Origin of the sequence: Micromonospora sp. ATCC 39149, from assembly GCF_000158815.1 — a bacterium.
Taxonomy (GTDB): domain Bacteria; phylum Actinomycetota; class Actinomycetes; order Mycobacteriales; family Micromonosporaceae; genus Micromonospora.
The window spans coordinates 2525884-2548273 of sequence record NZ_GG657738.1 but is presented as its reverse complement, the minus strand read 5'-3'; the positions used below and the strand labels follow the sequence as shown (position 1 = coordinate 2548273).

Sequence of the window (22390 nt, the reverse complement as noted above, 5' to 3'; positions counted from 1 at the left end):
CCGCCCGCCCCTCGCCGCCCGGGTCCAGCCCCAGCAGGTACGCCCGGGGCTGCCCGCCGCCGGTCAACCGGGCCGTCAGCGCGTCCAGACCGGTCAGCGCCCCCTCCACCCGGGCCAGCCCGGCCAGCTCCGCCGGCCCGCGCGGCAGCCGGCCGAGCAGTCGCCGTCGCTCGGCGAGCAGCACCTCCCGCCGCCGGTCGAGCAGCAGCCGGTTCGCCTGGTCCCGGGCCGCCACCGGCACCCCGTCGAGGCGGCCGACCAACTCGGGCTCCCGGGCCACCAGCCAGCGGCGCTGCGCGGGGGTGAGACCGGCCCACCACGACCGGATGGTCGCCGGGGCGGCACCCGGCGGCGGACGCCAGGGCGGGGGCGCTGCCGTCCAGCCCGCGCCGGCCGCGCGGGTCAGCTCGTCGAGCCGGCCGGCGGCCTCCCGGTCGGCCGCGTCGGCCAGCTCCAGGGCCGCCGCCACGGCGGCGGCGACCCGCGCCACAGGGGTGGGCGTGCCAAGCTGCGCCCGCGCCGGGTCGGCGCTCGCCCGGCCCCGCCGGTCCAGCCGCACCCCGCCGGCGTCGGCCAGGGTGACCGCCTCGGTCAGCCGGGCCTTCGCCCGGTGTAGCCGCCCGGCCAGCTCGGTGAGCACCTGGTCGGCCTCGATCACCGCTGGGGCGAGGGCCACCAGCTCGGACCGGAGCGCGCCGATCCGTCCGCCGGCGGCCCCGGCTGCGGAGCCCGCCCAGCCGCCCCGCAGCGTCCGGGCTGCCCCGTCCAACTCGGCGGCCCGCCGGTCGACCAGCCCGGTCAGCCCCCGCCAGGCCGTGCCGGCCGATGCCCACCGGCCCGGGTCGGCCGCCCACAGCCGGGCGTAGGCACCATCGGCCTCTGCCCCGGTGCCGCCGGCTCCGGCACCGGCCGCCGCGAACCCACCGGCCGCATCTCCGCGCGCTGCCGCGCTCACCGGGGCAGCGCCGTCAGCCGGTGGGCGGCCCGCTCGTCGGCCGCCTGGTAGCCCTCGGCGGCGGCGGTCAACCCGTCCGCGGCGGCGGCGATCCGCGCGCCGAGCGCGCCGCACCAGGCGAACGTGGCCGACTCCAGGCCGGCCAGGGCCTCCGCCGATCGCCAGCCGGGAGCCGGCACCGCCAGCCCGGGCACCCCGGCCAGCCCGTGCCCGAGCCGGTACGCGAGGTCGCCCAGCGCCCCGGCCACCTCCCGCAGCAACTCGGGGCGGACGGTGAACGGCTCCTCGGTCATCGGCGGACTCCTCCGGCTCGGTGCCCCGGGACGAACGGCGGGCGGACGGTGACGCCGGCCCGGGTCAGTCGGCGTCGACGATGCCGTCGTCGAGGGATGAACAGCGACGCCGTCGACGCTAGGCAGCCGCCCTGCCCGGCCGGAACGCCCTGTGGACAACGGGCGGCGGTCGTACCCTCGGGTTGTCCACAGCCATTGCCCACAGTCGACCCGACGGCTAACCTGCGGCCTGTTCCGCCGGTAGGGTGAGGCCATGATCGCCAACGGGCCGGGGCGGACCCGGCGCGCGGACGGACGGGGCGCGGTGGCATGAAACCGGTGTGGCGGGTCGCGGACGTACGGGCGGCGGAGGCCGGGCTGATGGCCACCCTGCCCGCCGGGACGCTGATGCAACGGGCCGCCGCCGGGCTGGCCCGCCGCTGCGCGCTGCTGCTCGCCGGCCGGGGCGGGGTGTACGGGGCCCGGGTGCTGCTGCTGGTCGGCACCGGCGACAACGGCGGCGACGCCCTGTACGCGGGGGAGCGGCTGGCCCGCCGGGGCGCCGCCGTCTCGGCCCTGTTGCTCACCCCGGGCCGGGCGCACGCGCCGGGGCTGGCCGCGCTGCGTGCCGCCGGGGGCCGCCTTGGTGGAACGGCCGCCAGCCGTGGTCGACCTGGTGCTGGACGGGATCGTCGGGATCGGCGGCGCCGGCGGGCTGCGCGAGGCGGCCGACCGGCTCGTCGGCGAAGCTGCCCGCTCTGCGCGGACGGGACGGCGGGCGGGCCGCCGGGTCGCCGTGGACGTGCCCAGCGAGGTCACCGTGGACACCGCCACGTGCCGCGGGCAGCCCTCCGGCCGCCCGGCCGCGGTCCGGGCGGACGTGACGGTGGCGTTCGGCGCGCTGAAGCCGGCCCTGGTGGTGGGTCCGGCGGCGGCGCTGGCCGGCCAGGTCGAGCTGGTCGACATCGGCCTCGGGCCCTGGCTGCGCGGCACGCCCGCGCTGCGGGTCACCGAGTGGTCCGACGTGGTCGACTGGTGGCCGGAGCTGGGCCCGGCCGCGGAGAAGTACACCCGGGGTGTGGTGGGCCTGGCGACGGGCTCGGCGGCGTACCCGGGGGCGGCGGTGCTCTCGGTCGGCGGCGCGCTCGCCGGGCCGACGGGCCTGGTCCGGTACGCCGGCAGCGCCCGCGACGACGTGCTGCTGCACCACCCCTCGGTGATCGCGAGCGGCCGGGTCGCCGACGCCGGCCGGGTCCAGGCGTGGGTCTGCGGCTCGGGCCTGGGCACCGGCGAGGAGGCCGCCGCCGAGCTGCGCGCGGTGCTCGCCGCGCCGCTGCCGGTGGTGCTCGACGCCGACGCGCTGACCCTGCTCGTGGACGGGACGATGGCGGACCGGCTGCGCCGGCGGGACGCGCCGATCGTAATCACGCCGCACGACCGCGAGTTCGCCCGGCTCTGCGGGGAGGAGCCCGGCGCGGACCGGGTCGCCGGCGCGCTGGGGCTGGCCGCCTGGATGAACGCGGTGGTCCTGCTCAAGGGGGACCGCACGATCGTCGCCACCCCCGACGGCCGGGCGTACGTCAACCCGACCGGTACCCCCGCGCTGGCCACCGGGGGCACCGGCGACGTGCTGGCCGGGCTGCTCGGCTCGCTGCTCGCGGCCGGGCTGGCTCCGGAGCGGGCGGCTGCCGCGGCGGCGTACCTGCACGGGCTGGCCGGACGGGAGGCGGCCCGCACGGGCCCGGTGACCGCGACCGACGTGGCCGCCGCGCTGCGCCCGGTGGTGGCCCGGTTGCCCTGACGGCAGCGCCGGCGGGCCGGATGATCGACGCGATGTCGGCGACCTGGCGGTCTTTCCCGCCCCGGGATACCGCCATATCGCCCACGTCCGGAGACTCGCGGCGGCTCCGGCCTGGGTTGATCACCCCGGTCAGTACGCTGGAGGCATGTGGCAGTCCGAGGTGCGGGTCGATCTTGACGCGATCCGGGAGAACGTGACGCGGCTGCGGGCCGGGACCAGCGCCGAGCTGATGGCGGTGGTCAAGGGCGACGGGTACGGCCACGGCATGCTCCCGTCGGCCCGCGCCGCGCTCGACGCCGGTGCGGACTGGCTCGGCGTCTGCACCCTCGACGAGGCGCTGGCGCTGCGCCGGGCCGGGATCGACGCGCCCGTGCTGGCTTGGCTGCTCGCCCCCGGGCTGCCGCTGCACGAGGGCGTCGCGGTCGGGGTGGACCTGGCCGCCGCGAGCCTCACCCAGCTCGCCGAGATGGTCGAGGCGAGCCAGCTGGCCGGCCGCCCGGCCCGGCTGCACCTGAAGATCGACACCGGGTTGGCCCGGGGCGGGGCCACCGTCGCCGACTGGCCGGCGCTGCTGGAGGCCGCCGCGAAGGCCCAGGCCGACGGCCTGATCGAGGTGGTCGGCGTGTGGAGCCACTTCGTGTACGCGGACCTGCCCGGCCACCCGACGACCGACCGCCAGCTCGCGATCTTCCACGAGGGGCTGGACATGGTCGAGCGGGCCGGGCTGCGCCCACGCTACCGGCACCTGGCCAACTCGGCCGCCACCCTGACCCGCCCCGACACCCACTTCGACCTGGTCCGGCCCGGGATCGCGATCTACGGGCTCTCCCCGGTGGCCGGCGAGCGGTTCGGGCTGCGCCCGGCGATGACCGCCCGGGCCCGGGTCATGCTCACCAAGCGGGTGCCGGCCGGCAGCGGCGTGTCGTACGGGCACACCTACCTCACCGAGGCCGACGCCAACCTGGCCGTGGTGCCGCTCGGCTACGCCGACGGGGTGCCCCGGCACGCCTCGAACACCGGCCCGGTGCAGCTCGCCGGCCGGCGGCGGACCGTCTCGGGCCGGGTCTGCATGGACCAGTTCGTGATCGACTGCGGTGACGACCCGGTGGCGGCCGGCGACGTGGCGACCCTCTTCGGCCCCGGGACCGGCGGCGAGCCCACGGCCGACGACTGGGCCGAGGCGGTCGGCACGATCAACTACGAGATCGTCACCCGGTTCGGCGGGGTCCGGGTGCCCCGCGTCTACGACGGCGAGCGGCCGTGAGCGAGCGCAGGTTCCGCGTCCCCCGGCCCCGCACCGCCGCTGGCCGGGTCGCCGGGCTGGTCGGGGCGGCCGTCGGCGTCGCCGCCGCCGGGCTGGCGGCGGGCGTGGTGAGTGAGCGCGTTCTGATCCGCCGGCTCAAGGGCGACCCCACCGACCCGTACGCCGACGAGATCTTCGGCCAGCAGCGGTACGACGAGTCGTTCCGGCTGGAGCTGCCCGACGGCACCGACATCCACGTCGAGGTGGTGGAGCCGACCCGATCCGTGCCCGGCAACCCGACCGTGGTGCTGGTGCACGGATTCTGCCTCGACATGGGCACGTTCCACTTCCAGCGCAAGATGCTCGCCGAGCGGGGCGAGCACCGGATCGTCGCGTACGACCAGCCGGGGCACGGCCGGTCGGGGCGGCTGGAGACCGGCGAGTACGACCTCGCCGCGCTCGGCCGCACCCTGCGCCGGGTGATCGACCGGACCGCCCCGGAGGGGCCGCTCGTGCTGGTCGGGCACTCGATGGGCGGGATGACCATCATGGCGTTCGCCGAGCTGTACCCGGAGCTGTTCGGCGACCGGGTGGTCGGCACGGTGCTGATGGCCACCTCGGGCGGGCTGCTGGCCGAGACGAAGCTCGTCGCCCCCGCCCTGCTCGGCCGGGTCGGCGCGCCGGTGCTCTACATGGTGAGCAACGCCACCCGGTACGGCGGCACGGCGATCGACGCGGCGCGCCGCTCGACGTCCAACGTGGCCTGGCTGCTCACCCGCAAGTACGGCTTCGGCACCCCGAGGCCCAGCCCGGCCCTGGTGTCGTACGTCGAGCAGATGAACTCTCGCACGTCGGCCGACACGGTCACCCGCTACCTGCGCACCCTGGCCACCCACTCCCGATACCCGGCACTTGCCGCGCTGGCCGGCACCCCGGTGCTGGTGGTGGTCGGCGACAGGGACATGATCACCCCCGTGACCCACTCGGAGGAGATCGTCCGTCGGCTGCCGCACGCCGAGTACCTCAAGATCCGCGACAGTGGGCACGTGGTCATGCTGGAGCACGCCGACGAGGTCAACGGGGCCCTGGAACGCTTCCTGGAGGGGCTGTGAGCGGGGGCGGCCTCGTCGACGGTCCCGGCGGGTTGGGCGCGAGCATCGGCGGTGGCCCCGGTGGGCCGGTCGGCGTCGTCGCCAAGCTGCCGACGGTCGAGGACACCCACGCGTTCGGCCGCCGGCTGGCCGGGGTGCTGCGCGCCGGTGACCTGCTGCTGCTCACCGGCCCGCTCGGCGCCGGTAAGACCGCGCTGACCCGGGGCATCGGCGCGGGCCTCGGCGTGCGCGGCGACGTCACCTCACCGACGTTCGTGATCGCCCGCGTGCACCGGCCCGATCCGGAGCGGGGCCGGGGTGTGGCGCTGGTGCACGCCGACGCGTACCGGCTCGGGGACGCAACCGACCCGCGCGCCGAGATCGACGACCTCGACCTGGACGCGTCGGTCGACGACTCGGTCACCGTGGTCGAATGGGGCGAAGGGCTGGTCGAGCAGTTGGTCGACGCCCACCTGCGGGTCCGCATCGACCGGCGCGACGACGACACCCGGCTGGTCGAGCTGGCCCCGGTCGGCGGCGACTGGGCCGAGCGCCTGGCCGCCCTCACCTGACCGCGCCGACCGCCCGGCCGCTTCTCACTCGACCGGGCGGCCGCCGGCTGGGGATCCCGACCGCGCCGGCCGCCCGGCATCCCTTCGCTCGACCGGGCGGTCGGGTGAAGCAAGACCGATTCCATCCCGCCCGTCGGACCGCCTGGCGCGAGGTGTCGGACCGGGCTGGTAGGAAAGGGGCCGACCGACTGCGAAAGGTTGCCGATGCCCGACGACGCCCCCACCCTCGACCTGCTCGCCCTGCTGCCCGAGGAGTGGCGCGCCCTGCTCACCCCGCATCTCGACCCGGCCCGCACGGCCGCGCTGGCCGAGTTCGTCGCCGGGGAGTACGCCACCCAGACCGTCTTCCCGCCGGTCGAGGACCTGTTCTCCGCGTACCGGCTGTGCGGGCCGGGGGAGACCCGGGTGCTGATCCTCGGGCAGGACCCGTACCACAAGGCGGGGCAGGCGCACGGGCTGAGCTTCAGCGTCCGCGAGGGGGTGTCCGTCCCGCCGTCCCTGCGCAACGTCTTCAAGGAGCTGGCCGAGGACCTGGGCGTGCCGAAGCCACGCAGCGGCAACCTCGACGGTTGGGCCGCGCAGGGGGTGCTGCTGCTCAACTCGGTGCTGACCGTCCGGCAGGCCACCCCCGGCTCGCACGCCAACAAGGGGTGGGAGGAGTTCACCGACGCGACGATCCGCGCCCTCGACGCCCTCGACCAGCGGGTCGTCTTCCTGCTCTGGGGCGGGTACGCCCGCAAGAAGGCGGCGCTGGTCACCAACCCGCAGCACGTGGTGCTGGAGGCCGGTCACCCGAGCCCGATGAACCCGCGCGGGTTCCTCGGTAGCCGGCCGTTCAGCGCCACCAACAAGGCCCTCGCCGACGCGGGCCTGCCGACCATCGACTGGGAGCGGTCGGCGGGCTGAGTGGTTCCGTCGCCCGGTCACCGAGCACGTGTGAAGTGATCGGGCGATCACCGTCTGTTGTAGACTGTCGCACGTCCCCGGTATCCCGGCGGCTCCACGGATCGGAGGCGGCACGTGGCGGCTACGGTGACCATCAGCGCGGAGCAGTGGCGCGCGGCCCGGGAGGCGCTGGCGGCGGCCACCGACCGGTTCGTCCGCCTCGTCGAGTCGGTCGACCGGCCGCAGACCATGGTGACCGCGCACTGGTCGGTCGCCGACACCGTCGTCCACCTGGTCTCGGTCGGCTGGTGGTATGCGACGAAGCTCGACCCGGAGCACCCGCCGCTGCCGATCCCCGGCCTCGACGCCCGGCTGCCGACGGTCACCGTGGACACCATCGAGGGCGTCAACGACCTGATCCTGGCGCACCTGACGGAGCGCGATCCCGCGCCGCTGCTGGAGCGGTTCCGCGCCGACGTGGCGAAGATCCTCTCGATCACCGCCGACCGCGATCCCGGCGAGCTGCTGCCCTGGTTCGGCGACGCCCGCGCGCCGCTCGCCGGTCTCTTCGGCCACCTCGTCAACGAGCTGCTCGTGCACGGCTGGGACATCGCCCGCGCCACCGGCCGGCCGTGGGAGATGCCCAACCGGGAGGCCGTGCTGTTCTTCGAGGTCTTCCTCGTCGGGGTGCTCCGCGCCGGCTACGGCCGGCTGCTCGACAACGACGAGCCGCCCCGGGACCGCCCGATCACCGTCGAGTTCCGGTCGGCGTACTGCGCCGACATCACCCTCGTCCTGCACCGGGGGCTGGTGTCGATCGCCGCGCCCGGTGCCCGACCGGACGCGCGGGTGCGGTTCGACCCGGCGGCGCTCAACCTGATGCTGTTCGGCCGGGTGGGGCGGGTCCGCACGGCGCTCACCGGCGGGGTCTCCGTCCGGGGCCGCCGCCCCTGGCTCCTGCTCCCGTTCCTCCGCGTCCTGCGCACCCCCAGCTGACCCGATCTCCCCGCTCTGCCCGTCTGCTCGGTGACGCTTGCAGGTGGGTGGCTGAAGGTGGGGGTGGGGGTGGGGCGGTTAGGGTGGCGTACGTGCTCGTACTGGTGGTGGACTCCTCGACCCCCGCGGTGACCGCGGCGCTGGTGGAGGTCACGGCGGCCGGCGTGACGGCGCGCGCCCAGCGTCGCACCGTCGACGCCCGCGCGCACGGCGAGCTGCTCGCCCCGCAGGTGGGGGCGATCCTCGCCGACGTCGGCATCCGCCCGGCCGACCTGACCGCGATCGTCGCCGGGCTCGGCCCCGGCCCGTTCACCGGCCTGCGGGTGGGGCTGGTCACCGCCGCCACCATGGCCCAGGTGCTCGGCATCGGTGCGTACGGCGTCTGCTCGCTGGACGGGATGGGTCACCCGGCGGCGGCCGGCGAGCCGGTCCTGGTCGCGAGCGACGCCCGCCGCCGGGAGGTCTACTGGGCGGTGTACGACGGCGCGGGCCAGCGGATCGCCGGCCCGCACGTGGACGCCCCGGTGGTCGTCGCCCAGCGCGCCCGCGACCTGGGGGTCACCGCCGCGGTCGGCGACGGCGCGCACCGGTACGCCGACGTGCTCGGCCTGCCGCTGCGCGACGAGCCCCGCTACCCGGACCCGACCGCGCTGGCCCTGCTGGCGGCCGAGCGGATCCGGGCCGGCGCGCCCGGCGAGCCGCTCACCCCGCTGTACCTGCGCCGCCCGGACGCCGTGGCGGCCACCGCCCGCAAGCCGGTCCTGCCGTGAGCGAGCCGGGGACGCCTGTCGGGAGCCCGGCGGGGGTGGGGGTGGTGCGGCTGGGCCGGTTCCGCTGGTGGCACATCGACGAGGTGCTGCCGATCGAGGCGGACCTGTTCGGGGCCGAGCAGTGGTCGCCGGCGATGTTCTGGAACGAGCTGGCCAACGGCCACTTCTACCTGGTCGCCACCCCGGACGGCGGCGGGCGCGTGCTCGGCTACGCGGGGCTGGCCGTCGCCGCGCCGGACGAGGCGTGGGTGCAGAACATCGCGGTCGCCCGGGACGCCCAGCGGCGCGGGGTGGGCCGGGCGCTGCTGGAGGCGCTGCTCGCCGAAGCCGCCCGCCGGGGTGTGCGCAGCACGCTGCTGGAGGTCGCGGCGAACAATGGCCCCGCCCAGCGGCTCTACGCGACGTACGGCTTCGAGCCGATCGGCGTGCGCCGCGGCTACTACCAACCCAGCAACACCGACGCGCTGGTCATGCGGCGCGACCAGGACTGAGGAGCCATGGCCGACGAACCGCTCATCCTCGGCATCGAGACCTCCTGCGACGAGACCGGGGTCGGCATCGTGCGCGGGCACACCCTGCTCGCCGACGCGCTGGCCTCCAGCGTCGCCGAGCACGCCCGGTTCGGCGGTGTGGTGCCCGAGGTGGCCAGCCGCGCTCACCTGGAGGCCATCGTGCCCACCATGGACCGGGCGCTGGCCGAGGCGGGGGTGACCATCGCCGACATCGACGCCTTCGCGGTGACCTCCGGCCCGGGACTGGCCGGGGCGCTGCTGGTCGGCGTGGCCGCCGCCAAGGGGTACGCGCTGGCCACCGAGAAGCCGGTGTACGGGGTGAACCACCTCGCCGCGCACGTCGCCGTGGACACTCTGGAACACGGGCCGCTGCCCGAGCCGGCGATCGCCCTGCTGGTTTCCGGCGGGCACTCGTCCCTGCTGCTCGTCGACGACCTGGCCCGGGGGGTGACCCCGCTCGGCGCGACCATCGACGACGCCGCCGGCGAGGCGTTCGACAAGGTGGCCCGGCTGCTCGGCCTGCCGTTCCCCGGCGGCCCCTACATCGACCGGGAGGCCGCCGCGGGCGACGCCGGCGCGATCGGGTTTCCGCGTGGCCTCACCGCCGCCAAGGATCTCGCCGCCCACCGGTACGACTTCTCCTTCTCGGGCCTGAAGACGGCTGTGGCCCGCTGGGTGGAGGCCCGGCAACGGGCCGGCGAACCGGTGCCGGTGGCCGACGTGGCCGCGTCGTTCCAGGAGGCGGTCTGCGATGTGCTCACCGCCAAGGCGCTGGCCGCGTGCCAGGCCCACGGGGTGGACACGCTGGTGATCGGCGGGGGGGTCGCGGCGAACTCCCGGCTGCGGGCGCTGGCCGAGCACCGGGCGGCGAAGCTCGGCATCCGGGTGCGGGTGCCCCGGCCGAAGCTGTGCACCGACAACGGGGCGATGGTCGCCGCGCTGGGCGCGCACCTGGCCGCTGCGGGGGTCGCGCCGAGCCGGCTCGACCTGCCGGCCGACTCGGCTCTGCCGCTGACCACGGTCAGCGTGTGACGGCTCGACATGAGCGAGGGAGCGACGACATGATCGTACGGATGTGGGAGGCGCGGGCGGAGCCGTACGGCTTCGCCGACCTGATCACCTGGGTCTGCGACACGGCCCTGCCCGAGGTCGAGCACGACCCGCTGCACGTGTCCAGCGAGGTGTTCAGTTCCACCGACCATCGGGTCGTGGTGATCTCGAAATGGCGCAGCAGCCCCCGGCCGCTGCCTGACCCGCCCGCGACCCTGGTGGCCCGCCCGCCGCACTCCTGGGACTTCACCCAGGTGGACCGCTGAGCCACGGCCGCACGTTCAGCCGCAGCCGCACGTGTTAGGAGGGGCCCCTGTCAACGCACTCCGTTGCACAGGGGGCCCCTCCTAACACCCAAGCCCGGTCAGCTCCGGCGCAGGATCCGGTACGTGGCGATGCCGCCGGTACCCAGTGCGGCGATGAAGACCAGCCACACCACCGTGGTGCTGACCCCGATCCGGCCGCCGCTGCCGACGTTCGCGGCGGCCGCCGCGACCAGCGAGTCGCTCTGCGCCGGCGGGAGCGCGGCGGGCGGCAGTTGCTCCCAGCGGACCAGGCCGGTGCTCTCCAGCATCGCCATGTGGTCCGAGACGAAGTCGTTGGCGTCGTCGGCGAGCTTGCGGACGGTCGCGTCGCGGGTGCTGGCCCGTACCGCGCCGATGACCGGGAAGATCTTGCCGTGCGCCACCCGGAGCCGGGTCACGAAGATCTGGTCGAACCGTGCGCCGCTGGACTCCTGCATCTCCTTGAGCCACCCCTTCTGCTCGGCGGTGGCGTCCGTCGGCAGGGTCGCGCCGAGCTTGTTGGCGGCGTCCACGGCGAGCTGGTCCAGCACCCCGTGCTGCCGGGAGATCTCCGCGCCGATCTCGCGCACCCGGGCCGACTGGCCCTTCTCGGCGGCCATCTCGCCGGCCGGCATCTCCCACAGGCCGGCCAGGCGTACCCCGGCTAGCAGGGTCATGTCGGCGGCGTTGAGCTGGGAGTTGACCGGCGCGGCGAGGGCCATGCCGGGTAGCACCCCCAGTGCGGCGACGAAGGTGACAACCAGGGCCGCCATCCGGTGGGTCCGGTGCCCTGGCCGGCGACGTGCGGATCTGAGCGGTGCCATGGGTGCGGTGCCTCCTCGGTCCGGCCGAACGCGTCCGTCCGGGCGACCGAGTCCCACGGCCGCCCGTCCGGTCACTGGTACGGATCGCCGCCGCGATCAGTTCATCCGGATCCCCGAAGAGCATCTCGTGAACCCGGTGGGGAACCGGAGACGATGGGTCAGCGGGTGACGGCCATCAGCAGGCCGAGCAGGAGCAGGGTGGCGACGGCGACCGCGAAGACGACCAGCATGTCCCGCCGGCCGTGCGCAGGCGAAGCGGCGGCGGCCGGGTCGGTGGGCAGGTCGGCGGGCAGGTCCCGGGTCACCGCGGCCAGGTCGCCGAGCGTGCGGGCGGCCCAGACCTCGGCGACCCGGTCGGAGAACTCGTCCAGGGTGAGCCGGCCCAACGAGGTGTGCCGTTGCAGGCCGGCGACGACCCGGTGCCGGTCGTCGTCGGAGGCACGCAGCTCAACGTCCACGCCGGACAGCGTACGCAGCCGCGTCTGCCCGCGCCGTACCGTGTGACGCGGCGCGGCGGTCGGCCGGCGGCGGTCAGAGCGGTCAGGCCGCGTCGAGGGGGTCCGCGAGCAGCCGCTCGAACGCCAGCTCGGCCGCGCCGATCAGCGCCGCGTCGTCGCCGAGCTTCGGGGTACGCAGCCGCACGTGCTCCAGGCAGGCGGGCAGCCCGATCGAGTTGAGCCGGCTGCGCACCTGGGCCGCCGCCGCCAGGTACAGGTCCCGCATGGTGCCGCCGAAGATGACCATCTCGGGGTTGAAGATGTTGACCAGGTTGGCCACGCCGAAGCCGAGCCAGTCGCCGGCCTGCCGTACCGCCGTCTGGGCCTGGGCGTCGCCCCGGTCGGCGGCTTCGAAGACGGCCAGCACCGCGTCGGGCCCCCGCGCGTCGGACCGGCCGGCGGCCCGCAGCAGCCCGTGCTCGCCGATCTCGGTCTCCCAGCAGCCCCGGGAGCCGCACTCGCAGGGTTCCCCGCCTCGGACCACCACCATGTGGCCGACCTCGCCGCTGTACCCGCCGTGCCCGGTCAGCCGGCGGCCGCCAGCGATGATGCCGGCGCCGACGCCGACGTCCCCGTACAGGTAGATGACGTTGTCACAGCCGGCGGCGACGCCCCGGGCGTGCTCGGCGAACGCCGCCACGTCAGCCACGTTGCCGACCGTGATCGGCACGTTGATGCCCAGCTCGGCGGCGAGCGCCGCGCCGATCGGCTCGTCCACCCAGCCGGTGGTCGGGCTGAGCCGGACCAGGCCGTCGTCACGGCGGACCATGCCGCAGACCGCCACCCCGGCCCCGACGCAGACCGCGCCCGCCGGGACGGACTGGTGCATCTCCTTGACCGCGCCGGCCAGCAGCGGCGCGGCCTCCCCGGCCATTAGGTTGCGGGGCCGGTCCAACTCCCGGTGATCGAGCAGCGCGCCGCCCAGACCGACCCGCGCGGCCCGCAGCCGGTCCACCTCCACGCTGTACGCGTACGCGTAGACCCGTTCCGACTCGGGCCGGACGACCAGCGACGGTCGTCCGGCCCGGCCGGTCTCCTTCGGCGCGCCCTCGCTGACCAGCCCGGCGCCGGCCAGGTCGGCGGTCAGCGCGCCGATGGTGCTGCGGTTGAGCCCGAGCGTGGTGGTCAGCTCGGCGCGGGTCGTCGCGCCGTGGACGTGCACGTAGCGCAGCAGGGCACCGAGGTTCTGCCGACGGATCTCGTCCTGGCTCGGTCCCACACGCATCGTTACCGGTGCTTCCGTGCGGGGGTGTCAGCGGTTGCCGCTGGCGGCCGACCGGTGCCGGGAGAAGGCGTCCACGCTCGCGGCGAGTAGCAGCACCACGCCGGTGACCACGTACTTCACCCCCGAGCTGTAGCCCATCAGACCCATGCCGTTGTCGATCACGGCGACCACCGCGCCGCCGAGCACGGCGTCGAGGACCCGGCCCTTGCCGCCGAAGAGGCTGGTGCCGCCGATCACCGCCGCGCCCACGGCGTAGAGCAGTACGTTGCTGCCACCGGTGTTGGGGTCCACCGAGTTGGCCCTGCTCGCCGCCACGATGCCGCCGATCGCGGCCATCGAGGAACAGATGACGAAGACCGAGATGCGGATCCGGTCGACGTTGATGCCGGCGCGGCGGGCCGCCTCCTTGTTGCCGCCGACCGCGTAGACGTGCCGGCCGTAGCTGGTGCGCTGGAGCACGAAGGTCCAGGCGATCAGCAGCACCGCGATGATCGGCACGACGATCGGCACGCCCTTGAGCGAGGTGATCAGGACGTTGCGGCTGCGCTCCAGGTTGAGCACGTACACGGCGACGCCGAGGATGACCGCCAGCACGCCCACCCGGGCGAGGACCACGGTCAGCGGGTCGGTGACGAGCCCCCGGGCGGACCGGTTGCGGTGCCGCACCAGCTGCACCGCCGCGTAGCCGGCGACGGCGACGGCGACCAGCGCCCAGCCGATCGCGGGCGGCAGGTTGCGGTTGGAGATCGCCACCAGCGTCTCGTCGCGTACCGAGATGTTGCTGCCGTCCTTCATCAGCATCAGCACGATGCCCTGGAAGGCGAGGAAACCGGCGAGGGTGACCACGAAGGACGGGATGCCGATCTTCGCCACCAGGAAGCCCAGCGTGGTGCCGATGAGCACGCCGGTGACGATCGCGGCGAGCACCGCGACCCACCAGGGGTAGCCGAGCACGGTGACGACGTTGGCGAGGATCGCCGCGCAGACGCCGCTGGCGAAGCCGGCGGAGAGGTCGATCTCGCCGAGCAGCAGGACGAAGACCAGCCCCATCGCGATCAGCGTGACCGCCGCGCCCTGCGTGAACAGGTTGGCGAAGTTGCCGGCCGACAGGAACGACGGCCGCATGATCGCGAAGACCGTGCAGAGCACGATCAGGCCCAGCACGGCCGGCAGGGCGCCGATTTCGCCGCCGCGTACCCGGCTGACGTAGTTGCGCACGTGGCCGCCGACGGTGACGGGTGGGGTGACCGCAGCCGGCCCTTCCTTCTTCACGACGGTGCTGGTCATCGGAGGGCTCCCGGGGTCGTGCCGACGGCCGCGCCGCCGGCGCCGTTGCCACCCGCCGGCTCGGCGGCGAGCCCGAGGGCGCCGGAGCGCCCGGCGGTGATCAGCTCGACGATCTGCGAGTGGGTGATGTCAGTGGTCTTCACCTGGGCCACCATCTGGCCGAGGTAGAGGGCGGCGATCCGGTCGGAGACCGCGAAGACGTCGTTCATGTTGTGTGAGATGAGCACGACGGCGAGGCCGTTGTCGGCCAGCCGGCGGACCAGCTCCAGCACCTGGGCGGTCTGCGCGACGCCCAGCGCGGCGGTCGGCTCGTCGAGGATGACCAGCCGGCTGTTCCAGAGCACCGCCTTGGCGATGGCGACGGTCTGCCGCTGGCCGCCGGAGAGGCTGGAGACGTGCTGGCGCAGCGACTTCACCGTCCGCACGCTCAGCCCGGCCAGGGTCTCGGCGGCCATCTGCTCCATGGTCGGCTCGTCGAGGACGACCCCGGTGCGCTTCTCCCGGCCGAGGAACATGTTCTGCACGATGTCGAGGTTGTCGCAGAGCGCGAGGTCCTGGTAGACGACCTCGATGCCCAGGGCGGCGGCGTCCCGGGGGCTGTTGATGCTGACCGGGCGGCCCTCGAAGAGGAACTCGCCGGAGTCAGTCGGGTAGATGCCACTGATGCACTTCACCAGGGTCGACTTGCCGGCGCCGTTGTCGCCGACCAGCGCGGTGACCTCGCCGGCGTGGGCGGTGAGGGCGACGTCGCGCAGCACCTGGACGGGACCGAAGCTCTTGTCGATCCCTCGTAGTTCCAGCAGGGGGGTTGCGGACACAAGGGTCTCCTTGTCGCGGAGGGGAGATCGCGGAGCCCGTCCGGCGCGGGCCGCCGCCCGGCACGGGGTCACCGTGCCGGGCGGCGTCGCCTGGCGGGTACGACGGTCGGCGTACGGGTCAGCTGATGCCGGCGTCGGCGCAGAGCTTGGCGTAGGCGCCGGTGCAGAGCTCTTCCTTGGTGACGAAGCCGTCGGCCACGACGTCCTTCACGTTGTCCTTGTAGATGGCCTTCGGCTCCAGCAGGACGGCCGGGACGTCCCGGTTGCCCTCGACGTCCTTGACGGTCTGCCCGGTGTCCTTCTTCTCGCCCTTCGCGACCGCGATGGCCAGCTCGGCGGCGGCGTCCGCCTCCTGCTTGACGGCCTTGTAGACGGTCATGCACTGGTCACCGGTGAGGATGTTCTGCAGGCCCTGCACGGTGGCGTCCTGCCCGGTCACCGGGACCTTGCCGTTGAGCTTGTTCTTCTTCAGCACGGAGATGGCGGCGTTGCCGAGGCCGTCGTTCGCGGCCAGCACACCGTCGATCTTGCCACCGGCCTTGGTGAGCTGCTGCTCGAAGATGGTGGCGGCCTGCGTGTTGTCCCAGTCCGGCACCGAGTCGTCGGCAACCTTGGTGTATTCCTTCGAGTCGAACTTCGGCTTGAGCACCGAGTCGTAGCCGCTCTTGAACAGGGTTGCGTTGTTGTCGGTCGGCGAGCCGTTGAGGTAGGCGATCGCCGGGTTCTTGACGCCCTTGTCGGTCAGGCACTTGACCAGGCCCTCGCCCTGGAGCTTGCCGACGGCCTCGTTGTCGAAGCTGACGTAGTACTGCGCGGAGCCGCCCAGCGTGAGCCGGTCGTAGTCGATCGTGGCGACGCCCTGCGCCTTGGCCTTGTCGAGCACGGCCTTGCCGGTGCCCGAGTCCAGGTTGACGATCATCAGGGTGGTCACCCCGTTGGTGATCATCTGGTCCGCGATGGTCTGGAACGCGGTCTTGTCGCCCTGGGCGTTCTGGATGATCGACTCGACGCCGGCGGCGTCGAAGGCCGCCTGGAGGAACTTGCGGTCCGCGCCCTCCCAGCGGGCGGAGGACTTGCTGTCCGGCAGGATCACGCCGATCTTCGGCTTCTTCTCGGAGGATCCGGCCTGGTTGCCGCCGTCGGAGTTCTCGCCACAGGCGGCCATGCTGCCGGTGGCCAGCAGGCCCACGGCGGCGAAGGTGAGGAAGCCCTTGCGCATCTGCACGGGTCCTTTCGGGGGTGGGGGAGTGGAGGTGAAACGGTGTTTTGTTGTGTCCGGCAACGTATTGCGTGCCAGGCTCCCGGCACAAGAGTGGCGAGGTCAGAAGTTTGTTGGCGGCGGTAACAATTCAGCAACGTGTCCGACATCCGCGGTCGTCCTGCGGGGGACGTATCTGTGATGCCTGGTGCGGGAAGCGCTCGCGTGGCCCGGCTCGCGACTGGCTGGCATGCGCGGCAACGGGCTCTCGCGGGCGTCACCGGGCGGTCCCGTCCACTGACGCTGGTGCGCGAGGACCGCCTCCACGTGTCAGCTCCTGGCATCCCCCAATTATCAGGCAGGCGATCACTGGTCCATCAACTGAAGGGCCGAATCCCTGATCATCTGTTAGTCAAGATCAAGGATGCTTTTGGTCGATGCCCCAAATCGATGATCGTTGCGCGATGGTGATCGCGAGTAGTCCTCATGTAACGGGGAGTGGTGGTAATGAAGGTTTGAAGCAGCGCATTGGGTTGCGGTCCTTGTGGGTATCGCTGTAATCGCTCCGGCCAGTCCGGCCTTCGCCAGCAAGTTGTTCGACTCGAACACTCAGTGGTTCCAGACGTCGAGCGCTTGCTACTACGCCACCATGACAGTAAGCACTGATGCCATCACTCAAAGTGATCGACTCTACTTCCGGATCAACTCTGGCAGCAGTTCTGGCGGCGTCTACTGTGGGGGTCCGTACGGTGACTCGGGTGTCGCGGCCAAGAGCCCAATGGCGCTTCTTTAAGGGATCTTGGCTGGTAGGGGCTTGATGCGGTGCAGGGTGATCGTGTGGGTTACCCGGCGGCTGGCGGGTTGTTCGCCGCGGGCGGGGTAGCGGTGGGTGCGTCGTGTGGTGGCGCGGGGGCTGGAGCGTCCGGGTCGGTCATGGGTGCGTCGACCGAGTTCGGTCCAGGCGTGTTCACGGGCACGTCGCAGCCGCTAATTAAGGAAGCGCCATTGGCCAAGAGCCCCTCGCGGGCATGGACCATCACGGCGAACAACTCCGCGGCGAGCACCTGCTCCGTCGGTTTCCCGTCGGGGTTCACCTGCACGTTCAACGACAACACGGTCACGTCTACCGACTCCAACAACTTCGGGGCCAGTAGGCCGACCTCGACGACTGTGCCCGCCACCACTCTCATTTCGAACGGGAAATGGAACTGGCTCAAGATCCAGTCTACGTGGAAGACCACGTACACGCTCAACGGAACCACCATCGCGCGTAATCCGGGCGAGAGCAATGTCCACTCGTCGTGACGACGTAGTTAGAGCGCTTGAGAAAATCTGACTTATGTCGCGACCTTTTCCTGAATGGTGTCGGGGTCAGGGCGGAGCCGAAGCGAATTTAGTTGATCTTCGTTGTTTCTGATGAGCGCAGGGCCCCCGATGTACGGACGCGGCCTTCCTCAGTAGACGATGGCGGTTCTCTACGCCAACCGTCGTCTACCAGAAAGGCCGCTCGTGTCGGTCTCGCATGCAATGCTATTGCTACACCCTGCACCCATGCGCCACACAGCCCAACAAATGATGTAGCCGGTTGGAGGGTGTCTGACCTGGGAGTTGGGGGTGGGATCCAGCGAGGTCGGGGTCCAAGTAGGACGGGTGCGACCCATTGGTGATCATGGAGTTTGCGGAGACCCATGATCCAGAACAGGGCCGCAGCCGCCGATGTCATCATCACTTACCGAGATCCTGCTGCCGCATCTACCCACCGATGTGCCGTTACCTGCCGCGGTCACCGAAGGTGACCATCGCAGCTTGTTCGTGGTGCTGGCTGCTGTGCCTGACCCACGCGATCCAAGGGGTCGGCGCTATCCGCTGGTGAGCATCCTCTCCGTGGTGGTGTGCGCGGTGCTGGCCGGAGCGTGTACGTTCGCCGTGATCACCGACTGGGTGCGCGATCAGAACCGATCGGTGTGGGACCGGCTCGGGTTCACCGACCGGGTTCCTGCGGCCACGACGGTGTGGCGGCTGTTGATCCGTATCGACGCCGAGGTCCTGCCGCAGGTGTTGGCCCGGTGGCTGCGGGCCCGGACGGCACCGGTGGTGGTGACCGGACGGCGGTTGTGCCTCGTCATCGCCGTCGATGGGAAGGTCGTCCGTGGCGCCCGGCTACGGGCGGCAGGTCCGTCTGCTCTCGGCCTACGACACAAGCACCGGTGTCGTGCTCGCCCAGGTGCAGATCGCGGCGAAGTCCAACGAAATCCCGGCGTTCACGCCGCTGCTGCGGCTGGTCGCCACCCAGCTGGGATTACTCACAGACATCCTGGTCGTCGCGGACGCGTTGCAACGCCCAGACCGGACACGCCGAGCTGCTCGCCGCCGCCGGAGGGCATCTGATGGTCGCGGTAAGGCCAACCAACCGAAGCTGTTCGCGCAGCTCAAGGCCATACCCTGGGCGCAGGTCCCGGCCGGAGACCAGACCCGCGACATCGGCCACGGCCGTAAAGAGACCCGAACCGTCAAAGCGATCACCATCCACACCCCAGGCGGGTTGGGCTTTCCCACGCACAGCAAGCCATCCGGATCACCCGGACCCGCACGATCAGGGGCAGAACCACTCGCGAAACGGTGTACCTGACCGTGTCCCTACCCGCCGAACAGGCCCAGCCCACCGACCTGGGCACCTGGGCCCGCTCCGAATGGCACATCGAGAATCGCCTGCACTACGTCAGAGACGTGACGCTACGTGAAGACGCCCACCGGACCAGGACCGGCACCGGTCCAGTTGTCTTCGCCACGCTCCGCAACACCTCGATCGGCTACCACCGCACCAAGGGTGCAACCAACATCGCCGAAGCCACCCGGCGCGCCAACCACCGCCCACATGACCTCATCGACGCCGTGACCAGGAGTAACCCCACTAGGCAATAGCCCTGACAGGTGAGGGCGTGCACACATGCATTGACACCCGCATTCATCGATGCCACTCTAGTCATGGCGTAAACGGGGAACGCCGTCCGAAATGGATAGTGTTAGTCCCTCGTGGTCGCCTGTGGTTCCTGTACCCACATATCGTTCGTGGGACAGGATCGAGTATCGACGAAGGAGGGCAAATGACACTCAGCCAACGGCTAGGAACACTGGTGGCAGCGGGCACGCTCGCACTGGGGTCGATCGTCGCGGTCGCCAGTCCCGCCTACGCGGCACCGAGCTGCTCCTACAGCGGGATCAACGACGGTTACTATTTCAGCTGCTCCAACAACACCAGCGGTGGCGTTTGGATTTCAATCACCTGCACGAACGTCTTCACCGGCGGAAGCCATAACGTCCGGTACGAGCACCGACCGGCCGGTTACCCTTGGTCCTTCGGTAAGTCGCTGATATGCGGCTCAAGCCTCGACATCGCCGGCAACCCTCGCTGGGGAGCACTCTGACCCCGGTCGTCCATGACGGGGGGCAGGGTCAGCGGCCCTGGACCCCTACCACCATCTGATCCACCTGCCGTACCTGTGGTCTTCCGAGGTCCCAGGCACCTATCTAGTGCCTCGTCTTCGAACGTTGATCGTGTAATCCGTCGGTTCTGAGTACCTATCGGGCAGGCTGTCTCCCAGCACTCGTCTGGGAGGTGGTGGTGGCCGGTGGGTAGACGCCCGGAGGTGTTCGTCCGGCAGGTGTCGATGGCCGAGGGCCAACGGTTGCAGCGGATCACCAGGACGGCGAAGGACCCGGTGAAGCTGCGCCGGGCCATCGTGGTGCTGATGTCGGCCCAGGGACAGCCGGCTCCGGACATCGCCCACCTGCTCAAGAGCAGCGAGGACTACGTGCGGGACGTGATCCACGCGTTCAACGAGCGGGGGTTCGACGCCCTGGACCCAAAATGGAGCGGGGGGCGCACCGAGACGGATCGATGAGCAGACCCGCGACTGGATCTGCGTCATCGCCCGGTGCGACCCCCGCTTCCTTGGCAAACCGTTCTCCTGCTGGTCGCTTGCCAAGCTGCGCGACTACCTGATCGACGCGGGCTACGTCACGACGGTCAGCGTCGAAACCCTGCGGCGGATCCTGCACGAACGCGGGGTGTCGTGGCAGGCCACCAAGACATGGAAGGCCAGTACCGACCCCGACTTCACCGCCAAGATGCGCCGGGTCCTGGACCTCTACGACCACCCACCCGCCGACGGACGGGTCCTGTGCGTCGACGAGTTCGGGCCGCTGAACCTACAACCCCGCCCCGGCCGGACCTGGCGACCCCACGGCAAGCCGGCCCGGCTACGGGCCACCTACCGCCGTGACCAGGGCGTGCGGCACATGATCGCCGCCCTCGACCTGGCCAGCGGGCGCCTGCACTACCGCATCCGCGACCGCAAACGGTGGCGCGAGTTCCTCAGCTTCCTCAAGACCCTGCGCCGCCGCTGGCCCGACGACAAGCTCTACCTGATCGTGGACAACTTCTCTCCGCACAAGCATCCCGAGGTCCGCGCCTGGTGCGCCGCGAACCAGGTCGAGCTGGTGTTCCTGCCGACGTATGCGTCCTGGCTGAACTGGATCGAGGCCGAGTTCGCCGCCGTGCGGTACTTCGCCCTCAACGGCACCGACCACCGCAGCCACACAGAGCAGGACACCGCCATCGGCGATTACATCCGCTGGCGCAACCAGCACGCCCGACCAAAATCCGGGTTCGCAACCAACTCCAAGATCCGCCACCCGGATTACCCGTTCAAGGCTGCATGACGAGGCACTAGTTACACTGCGATAAGGGGAAGGGAATCGGTGCGGTCAGCCCGCAGCGATCGGGGCCGTGGTGGCGTCGGTGAGAGCGACCAGATCGGCCGGGGCGAGCTGGAGCTGGAGGCCGCGGCGGCCCGCCGACACATACACGGTGTCGTGGGCCAGCGCGGAGGCGTCCAGCACCGTGGGCAGCCGCTTGCGCTGGCCGAGCGGGCTGATCCCGCCGCGCACGTACCCGGTGGCCCGCTCGGCGACCGCGCGGTCGGCCAGCCCCGCCCGCTTGCCGCCCAGCGCGGCGGCGAGGGCCTTGAGGTCCAGCTCGCCGGTCACCGGCACCACCGCCACCGCGAGCGCGCCGTCGACCTCGGTCACCAGCGACTTGAACACCCGCTCCGGGGGCACGCCCAGGGCCGCCGCGACGAGTGCGCCGTAGTTCGGGGCGTCCGGCGAGACGTCGTACGGGTGGGTGCTGTGCCGGATCTTCCGCTTCGCCAGCAGCGCCGTCGCCGGAGTGCCCTGTCCCGCCATGCCCGACAAGTTAGCCCGCCGCCGCCCGACGGGCCAGCGGTCGACCTTTCTCGCCCGGCGCTTCGGCGGGACGGCCGTGGTGCGGCCGGCACCGCCGCTTCAGCCGGCGGGCACCGGGTGGCACACCAGCACGGTCGGTGCGCCGGCCACCCGGGTCAGCACCAGGCTCGCCGCCTCCGGACCGGCCAGCCGCAGGTCGCGCCGCAACCGCTCCGGCTCCAGCGCCGAGCCGCGCTTGAGGATCTCGGCCCGGCCCACCCCGCGCTCCCGCAGCAGGGCACGGAGCCGCTTCAGTGAGAACGGCAGCGTGTCGGTGACCTCCAGGCAGCGGGCGAACGGCGTCGCGCCGGGGGCGTCGGCGTACAGGTAGGCGATGGTCGGGTCGGCGAGCGTGGCGTCCAGCGCGCCGGCCAGCTCCGCCACGAGGTGCGCGCGGACCACCGCCGGGTCGGGGTCGTGGACGTACCGTCGGACGGGCCCGACGGCCGCCTCGGCCCCGCCGGAGCCGGTGAGCTGATGGCAGGTGGGCTGGCGGTCGATGGGCTGACGGTCGGCAGGGTGATTGCAGGGGGCCCCTGCTATACCGAAAGCGTTAACAGGGGGCCCTTCCTTCAACACGGTCGCGCGGCGGGGCACCTCGGCTAGTTGGCCGCACCACAGGGCGGCCTCGACCAGGTCGCCGCCCACGCTGACCCACTCCGCCTCCGCGCCGGCCGGGATCAGCGCGTGGTCGAGCCCGGGGGCCACCTTCACGACGGTGCGCGGCACCCGCTCGGCCAGCGCGGTGACGAAGTCCCACGGTGGCGAGTAGGCGTTCGAAGTCGAAGACGCGCCGGCCCGTGCCGGCCCTGCGTCGCGCCGGA

Annotated in this window: 23 protein-coding genes and 4 pseudogenes; 16 read left to right on the top strand and 11 right to left on the bottom strand. The window is 72.3% G+C overall.

Features of this window, described 5'->3' with window-relative positions:
* Both MCAG_RS33605 and MCAG_RS10635 read right to left on the bottom strand, forming a co-directional pair.
* Positions 1-955 (bottom strand): annotated as a pseudogene (locus MCAG_RS33605) (hypothetical protein); the annotation flags it as partial.
* Positions 952-1248 (bottom strand): type VII secretion target, encoded by a 297-nt coding sequence (locus tag MCAG_RS10635; protein ID WP_007072966.1) that lies wholly within the window; start codon positions 1246-1248, stop codon positions 952-954. The gene MCAG_RS10635 and the pseudogene MCAG_RS33605, both read right to left, overlap by 4 nt.
* Before the next feature lie 309 nt (positions 1249-1557).
* On the opposite strand from MCAG_RS10635, the pseudogene MCAG_RS10630 reads away from it, so the two are divergent.
* From MCAG_RS10630 to MCAG_RS10585, 10 genes and pseudogenes are all read left to right on the top strand, one after another.
* Positions 1558-3028: pseudogene (locus MCAG_RS10630) on the top strand (NAD(P)H-hydrate dehydratase).
* Between the two features lie 145 nt (positions 3029-3173).
* On the top strand, positions 3174-4292 hold the full coding sequence (gene alr / locus MCAG_RS10625) for an alanine racemase (RefSeq protein ID WP_007072964.1): 1119 nt from the start codon (positions 3174-3176) through the stop codon (positions 4290-4292).
* A complete protein-coding gene (locus MCAG_RS10620; RefSeq protein ID WP_007072963.1) occupies positions 4289-5383 on the top strand; it encodes an alpha/beta fold hydrolase in 1095 nt (364 codons plus the stop codon). Before alr ends, MCAG_RS10620 begins: the two co-directional genes overlap by 4 nt.
* Before the next feature lie 86 nt (positions 5384-5469).
* Positions 5470-5934 (top strand): tRNA (adenosine(37)-N6)-threonylcarbamoyltransferase complex ATPase subunit type 1 TsaE, encoded by a 465-nt coding sequence (tsaE, locus tag MCAG_RS10615; protein ID WP_198141733.1) that lies wholly within the window; start codon positions 5470-5472, stop codon positions 5932-5934.
* A 204-nt stretch (positions 5935-6138) separates the two neighbouring features.
* Complete coding sequence (locus MCAG_RS10610) at positions 6139-6840, top strand: uracil-DNA glycosylase (protein ID WP_007072961.1); 702 nt, start codon at positions 6139-6141, stop codon at positions 6838-6840.
* A 114-nt stretch (positions 6841-6954) separates the two neighbouring features.
* Positions 6955-7815 carry a maleylpyruvate isomerase family mycothiol-dependent enzyme gene (locus MCAG_RS10605; protein WP_007072960.1) on the top strand — a complete coding sequence of 287 codons (861 nt, stop codon included), beginning with the start codon at positions 6955-6957 and terminating at the stop codon, positions 7813-7815.
* A gap of 92 nt (positions 7816-7907) precedes the next feature.
* A complete protein-coding gene (gene tsaB, locus MCAG_RS10600; RefSeq protein WP_036376803.1) occupies positions 7908-8585 on the top strand; it encodes a tRNA (adenosine(37)-N6)-threonylcarbamoyltransferase complex dimerization subunit type 1 TsaB in 678 nt (225 codons plus the stop codon).
* Positions 8586-8629: 44 nt separating this feature from the next.
* Positions 8630-9076, top strand: coding sequence for a ribosomal protein S18-alanine N-acetyltransferase (rimI, locus tag MCAG_RS10595; protein ID WP_036376801.1), 447 nt, complete (start codon positions 8630-8632; stop codon positions 9074-9076).
* Between the two features lie 6 nt (positions 9077-9082).
* A complete protein-coding gene (gene tsaD / locus MCAG_RS10590) occupies positions 9083-10129 on the top strand; it encodes a tRNA (adenosine(37)-N6)-threonylcarbamoyltransferase complex transferase subunit TsaD (RefSeq protein ID WP_007072957.1) in 1047 nt (348 codons plus the stop codon).
* Between the two features lie 29 nt (positions 10130-10158).
* The gene (locus MCAG_RS10585) at positions 10159-10413 is read left to right on the top strand and encodes a hypothetical protein (protein ID WP_007072956.1); all 255 of its coding nucleotides are present in this window, start codon (positions 10159-10161) and stop codon (positions 10411-10413) included.
* A gap of 98 nt (positions 10414-10511) precedes the next feature.
* On the opposite strand, the gene MCAG_RS10580 is transcribed toward MCAG_RS10585, so the two are convergent.
* From MCAG_RS10580 to MCAG_RS10550, 7 genes are all read right to left on the bottom strand, one after another.
* Entirely contained in the window at positions 10512-11255 is a 744-nt protein-coding gene (locus MCAG_RS10580) for a DUF4142 domain-containing protein (protein ID WP_036373062.1), read from the bottom strand.
* A gap of 158 nt (positions 11256-11413) precedes the next feature.
* A complete protein-coding gene (locus tag MCAG_RS10575; RefSeq protein ID WP_007072954.1) occupies positions 11414-11713 on the bottom strand; it encodes a DUF1707 domain-containing protein in 300 nt (99 codons plus the stop codon).
* A gap of 82 nt (positions 11714-11795) precedes the next feature.
* On the bottom strand, positions 11796-12977 hold the full coding sequence (locus tag MCAG_RS10570; protein ID WP_007072953.1) for an ROK family transcriptional regulator: 1182 nt from the start codon (positions 12975-12977) through the stop codon (positions 11796-11798).
* Positions 12978-13004: 27 nt separating this feature from the next.
* Positions 13005-14264: a sugar ABC transporter permease gene (locus MCAG_RS10565; RefSeq protein WP_007072952.1), complete on the bottom strand. Its 1260-nt coding sequence runs from the start codon at positions 14262-14264 to the stop codon at positions 13005-13007.
* On the bottom strand, positions 14261-15082 hold the full coding sequence (locus MCAG_RS10560) for an ATP-binding cassette domain-containing protein (RefSeq protein ID WP_007072951.1): 822 nt from the start codon (positions 15080-15082) through the stop codon (positions 14261-14263). The genes MCAG_RS10565 and MCAG_RS10560 overlap by 4 nt, the downstream gene beginning before the upstream one ends.
* A gap of 118 nt (positions 15083-15200) precedes the next feature.
* Positions 15201-16301: a sugar ABC transporter substrate-binding protein gene (locus MCAG_RS10555; protein WP_007072950.1), complete on the bottom strand. Its 1101-nt coding sequence runs from the start codon at positions 16299-16301 to the stop codon at positions 15201-15203.
* An 821-nt stretch (positions 16302-17122) separates the two neighbouring features.
* The gene (locus tag MCAG_RS10550) at positions 17123-17533 is read right to left on the bottom strand and encodes a hypothetical protein (protein ID WP_157547982.1); all 411 of its coding nucleotides are present in this window, start codon (positions 17531-17533) and stop codon (positions 17123-17125) included.
* Positions 17534-17996: 463 nt separating this feature from the next.
* On the opposite strand from MCAG_RS10550, the pseudogene MCAG_RS34655 reads away from it, so the two are divergent.
* The 6 genes and pseudogenes from MCAG_RS34655 to MCAG_RS10535 form a co-directional block, all read left to right on the top strand.
* Positions 17997-18341, top strand: a pseudogene (locus MCAG_RS34655) (transposase family protein); the annotation flags it as partial.
* A gap of 88 nt (positions 18342-18429) precedes the next feature.
* Positions 18430-18909, top strand: a complete 480-nt coding sequence (locus MCAG_RS34650) for a hypothetical protein (RefSeq protein ID WP_232290436.1) — start codon at positions 18430-18432, stop codon at positions 18907-18909.
* Positions 18910-18911: 2 nt separating this feature from the next.
* Positions 18912-19202, top strand: coding sequence for a transposase (locus MCAG_RS33595; protein WP_198141536.1), 291 nt, complete (start codon positions 18912-18914; stop codon positions 19200-19202).
* Between the two features lie 182 nt (positions 19203-19384).
* The gene (locus MCAG_RS32395) at positions 19385-19705 is read left to right on the top strand and encodes a hypothetical protein (protein ID WP_007072947.1); all 321 of its coding nucleotides are present in this window, start codon (positions 19385-19387) and stop codon (positions 19703-19705) included.
* 204 nt (positions 19706-19909) lie between these two features.
* Positions 19910-20182 carry a helix-turn-helix domain-containing protein gene (locus tag MCAG_RS34645; protein ID WP_232290130.1) on the top strand — a complete coding sequence of 91 codons (273 nt, stop codon included), beginning with the start codon at positions 19910-19912 and terminating at the stop codon, positions 20180-20182.
* Complete coding sequence (locus MCAG_RS10535) at positions 20175-21002, top strand: IS630 family transposase (RefSeq protein ID WP_369751360.1); 828 nt, start codon at positions 20175-20177, stop codon at positions 21000-21002. The genes MCAG_RS34645 and MCAG_RS10535 overlap by 8 nt, the downstream gene beginning before the upstream one ends.
* 45 nt (positions 21003-21047) lie before the next feature.
* Here MCAG_RS10535 and ybaK read toward each other — a convergent pair whose 3' ends face one another.
* Positions 21048-21527, bottom strand: coding sequence for a Cys-tRNA(Pro) deacylase (ybaK, locus tag MCAG_RS10530; RefSeq protein WP_007072945.1), 480 nt, complete (start codon positions 21525-21527; stop codon positions 21048-21050).
* Positions 21528-21626: 99 nt separating this feature from the next.
* A pseudogene (locus MCAG_RS10525) lies at positions 21627-22390 on the bottom strand (SAM-dependent methyltransferase); the annotation flags it as partial.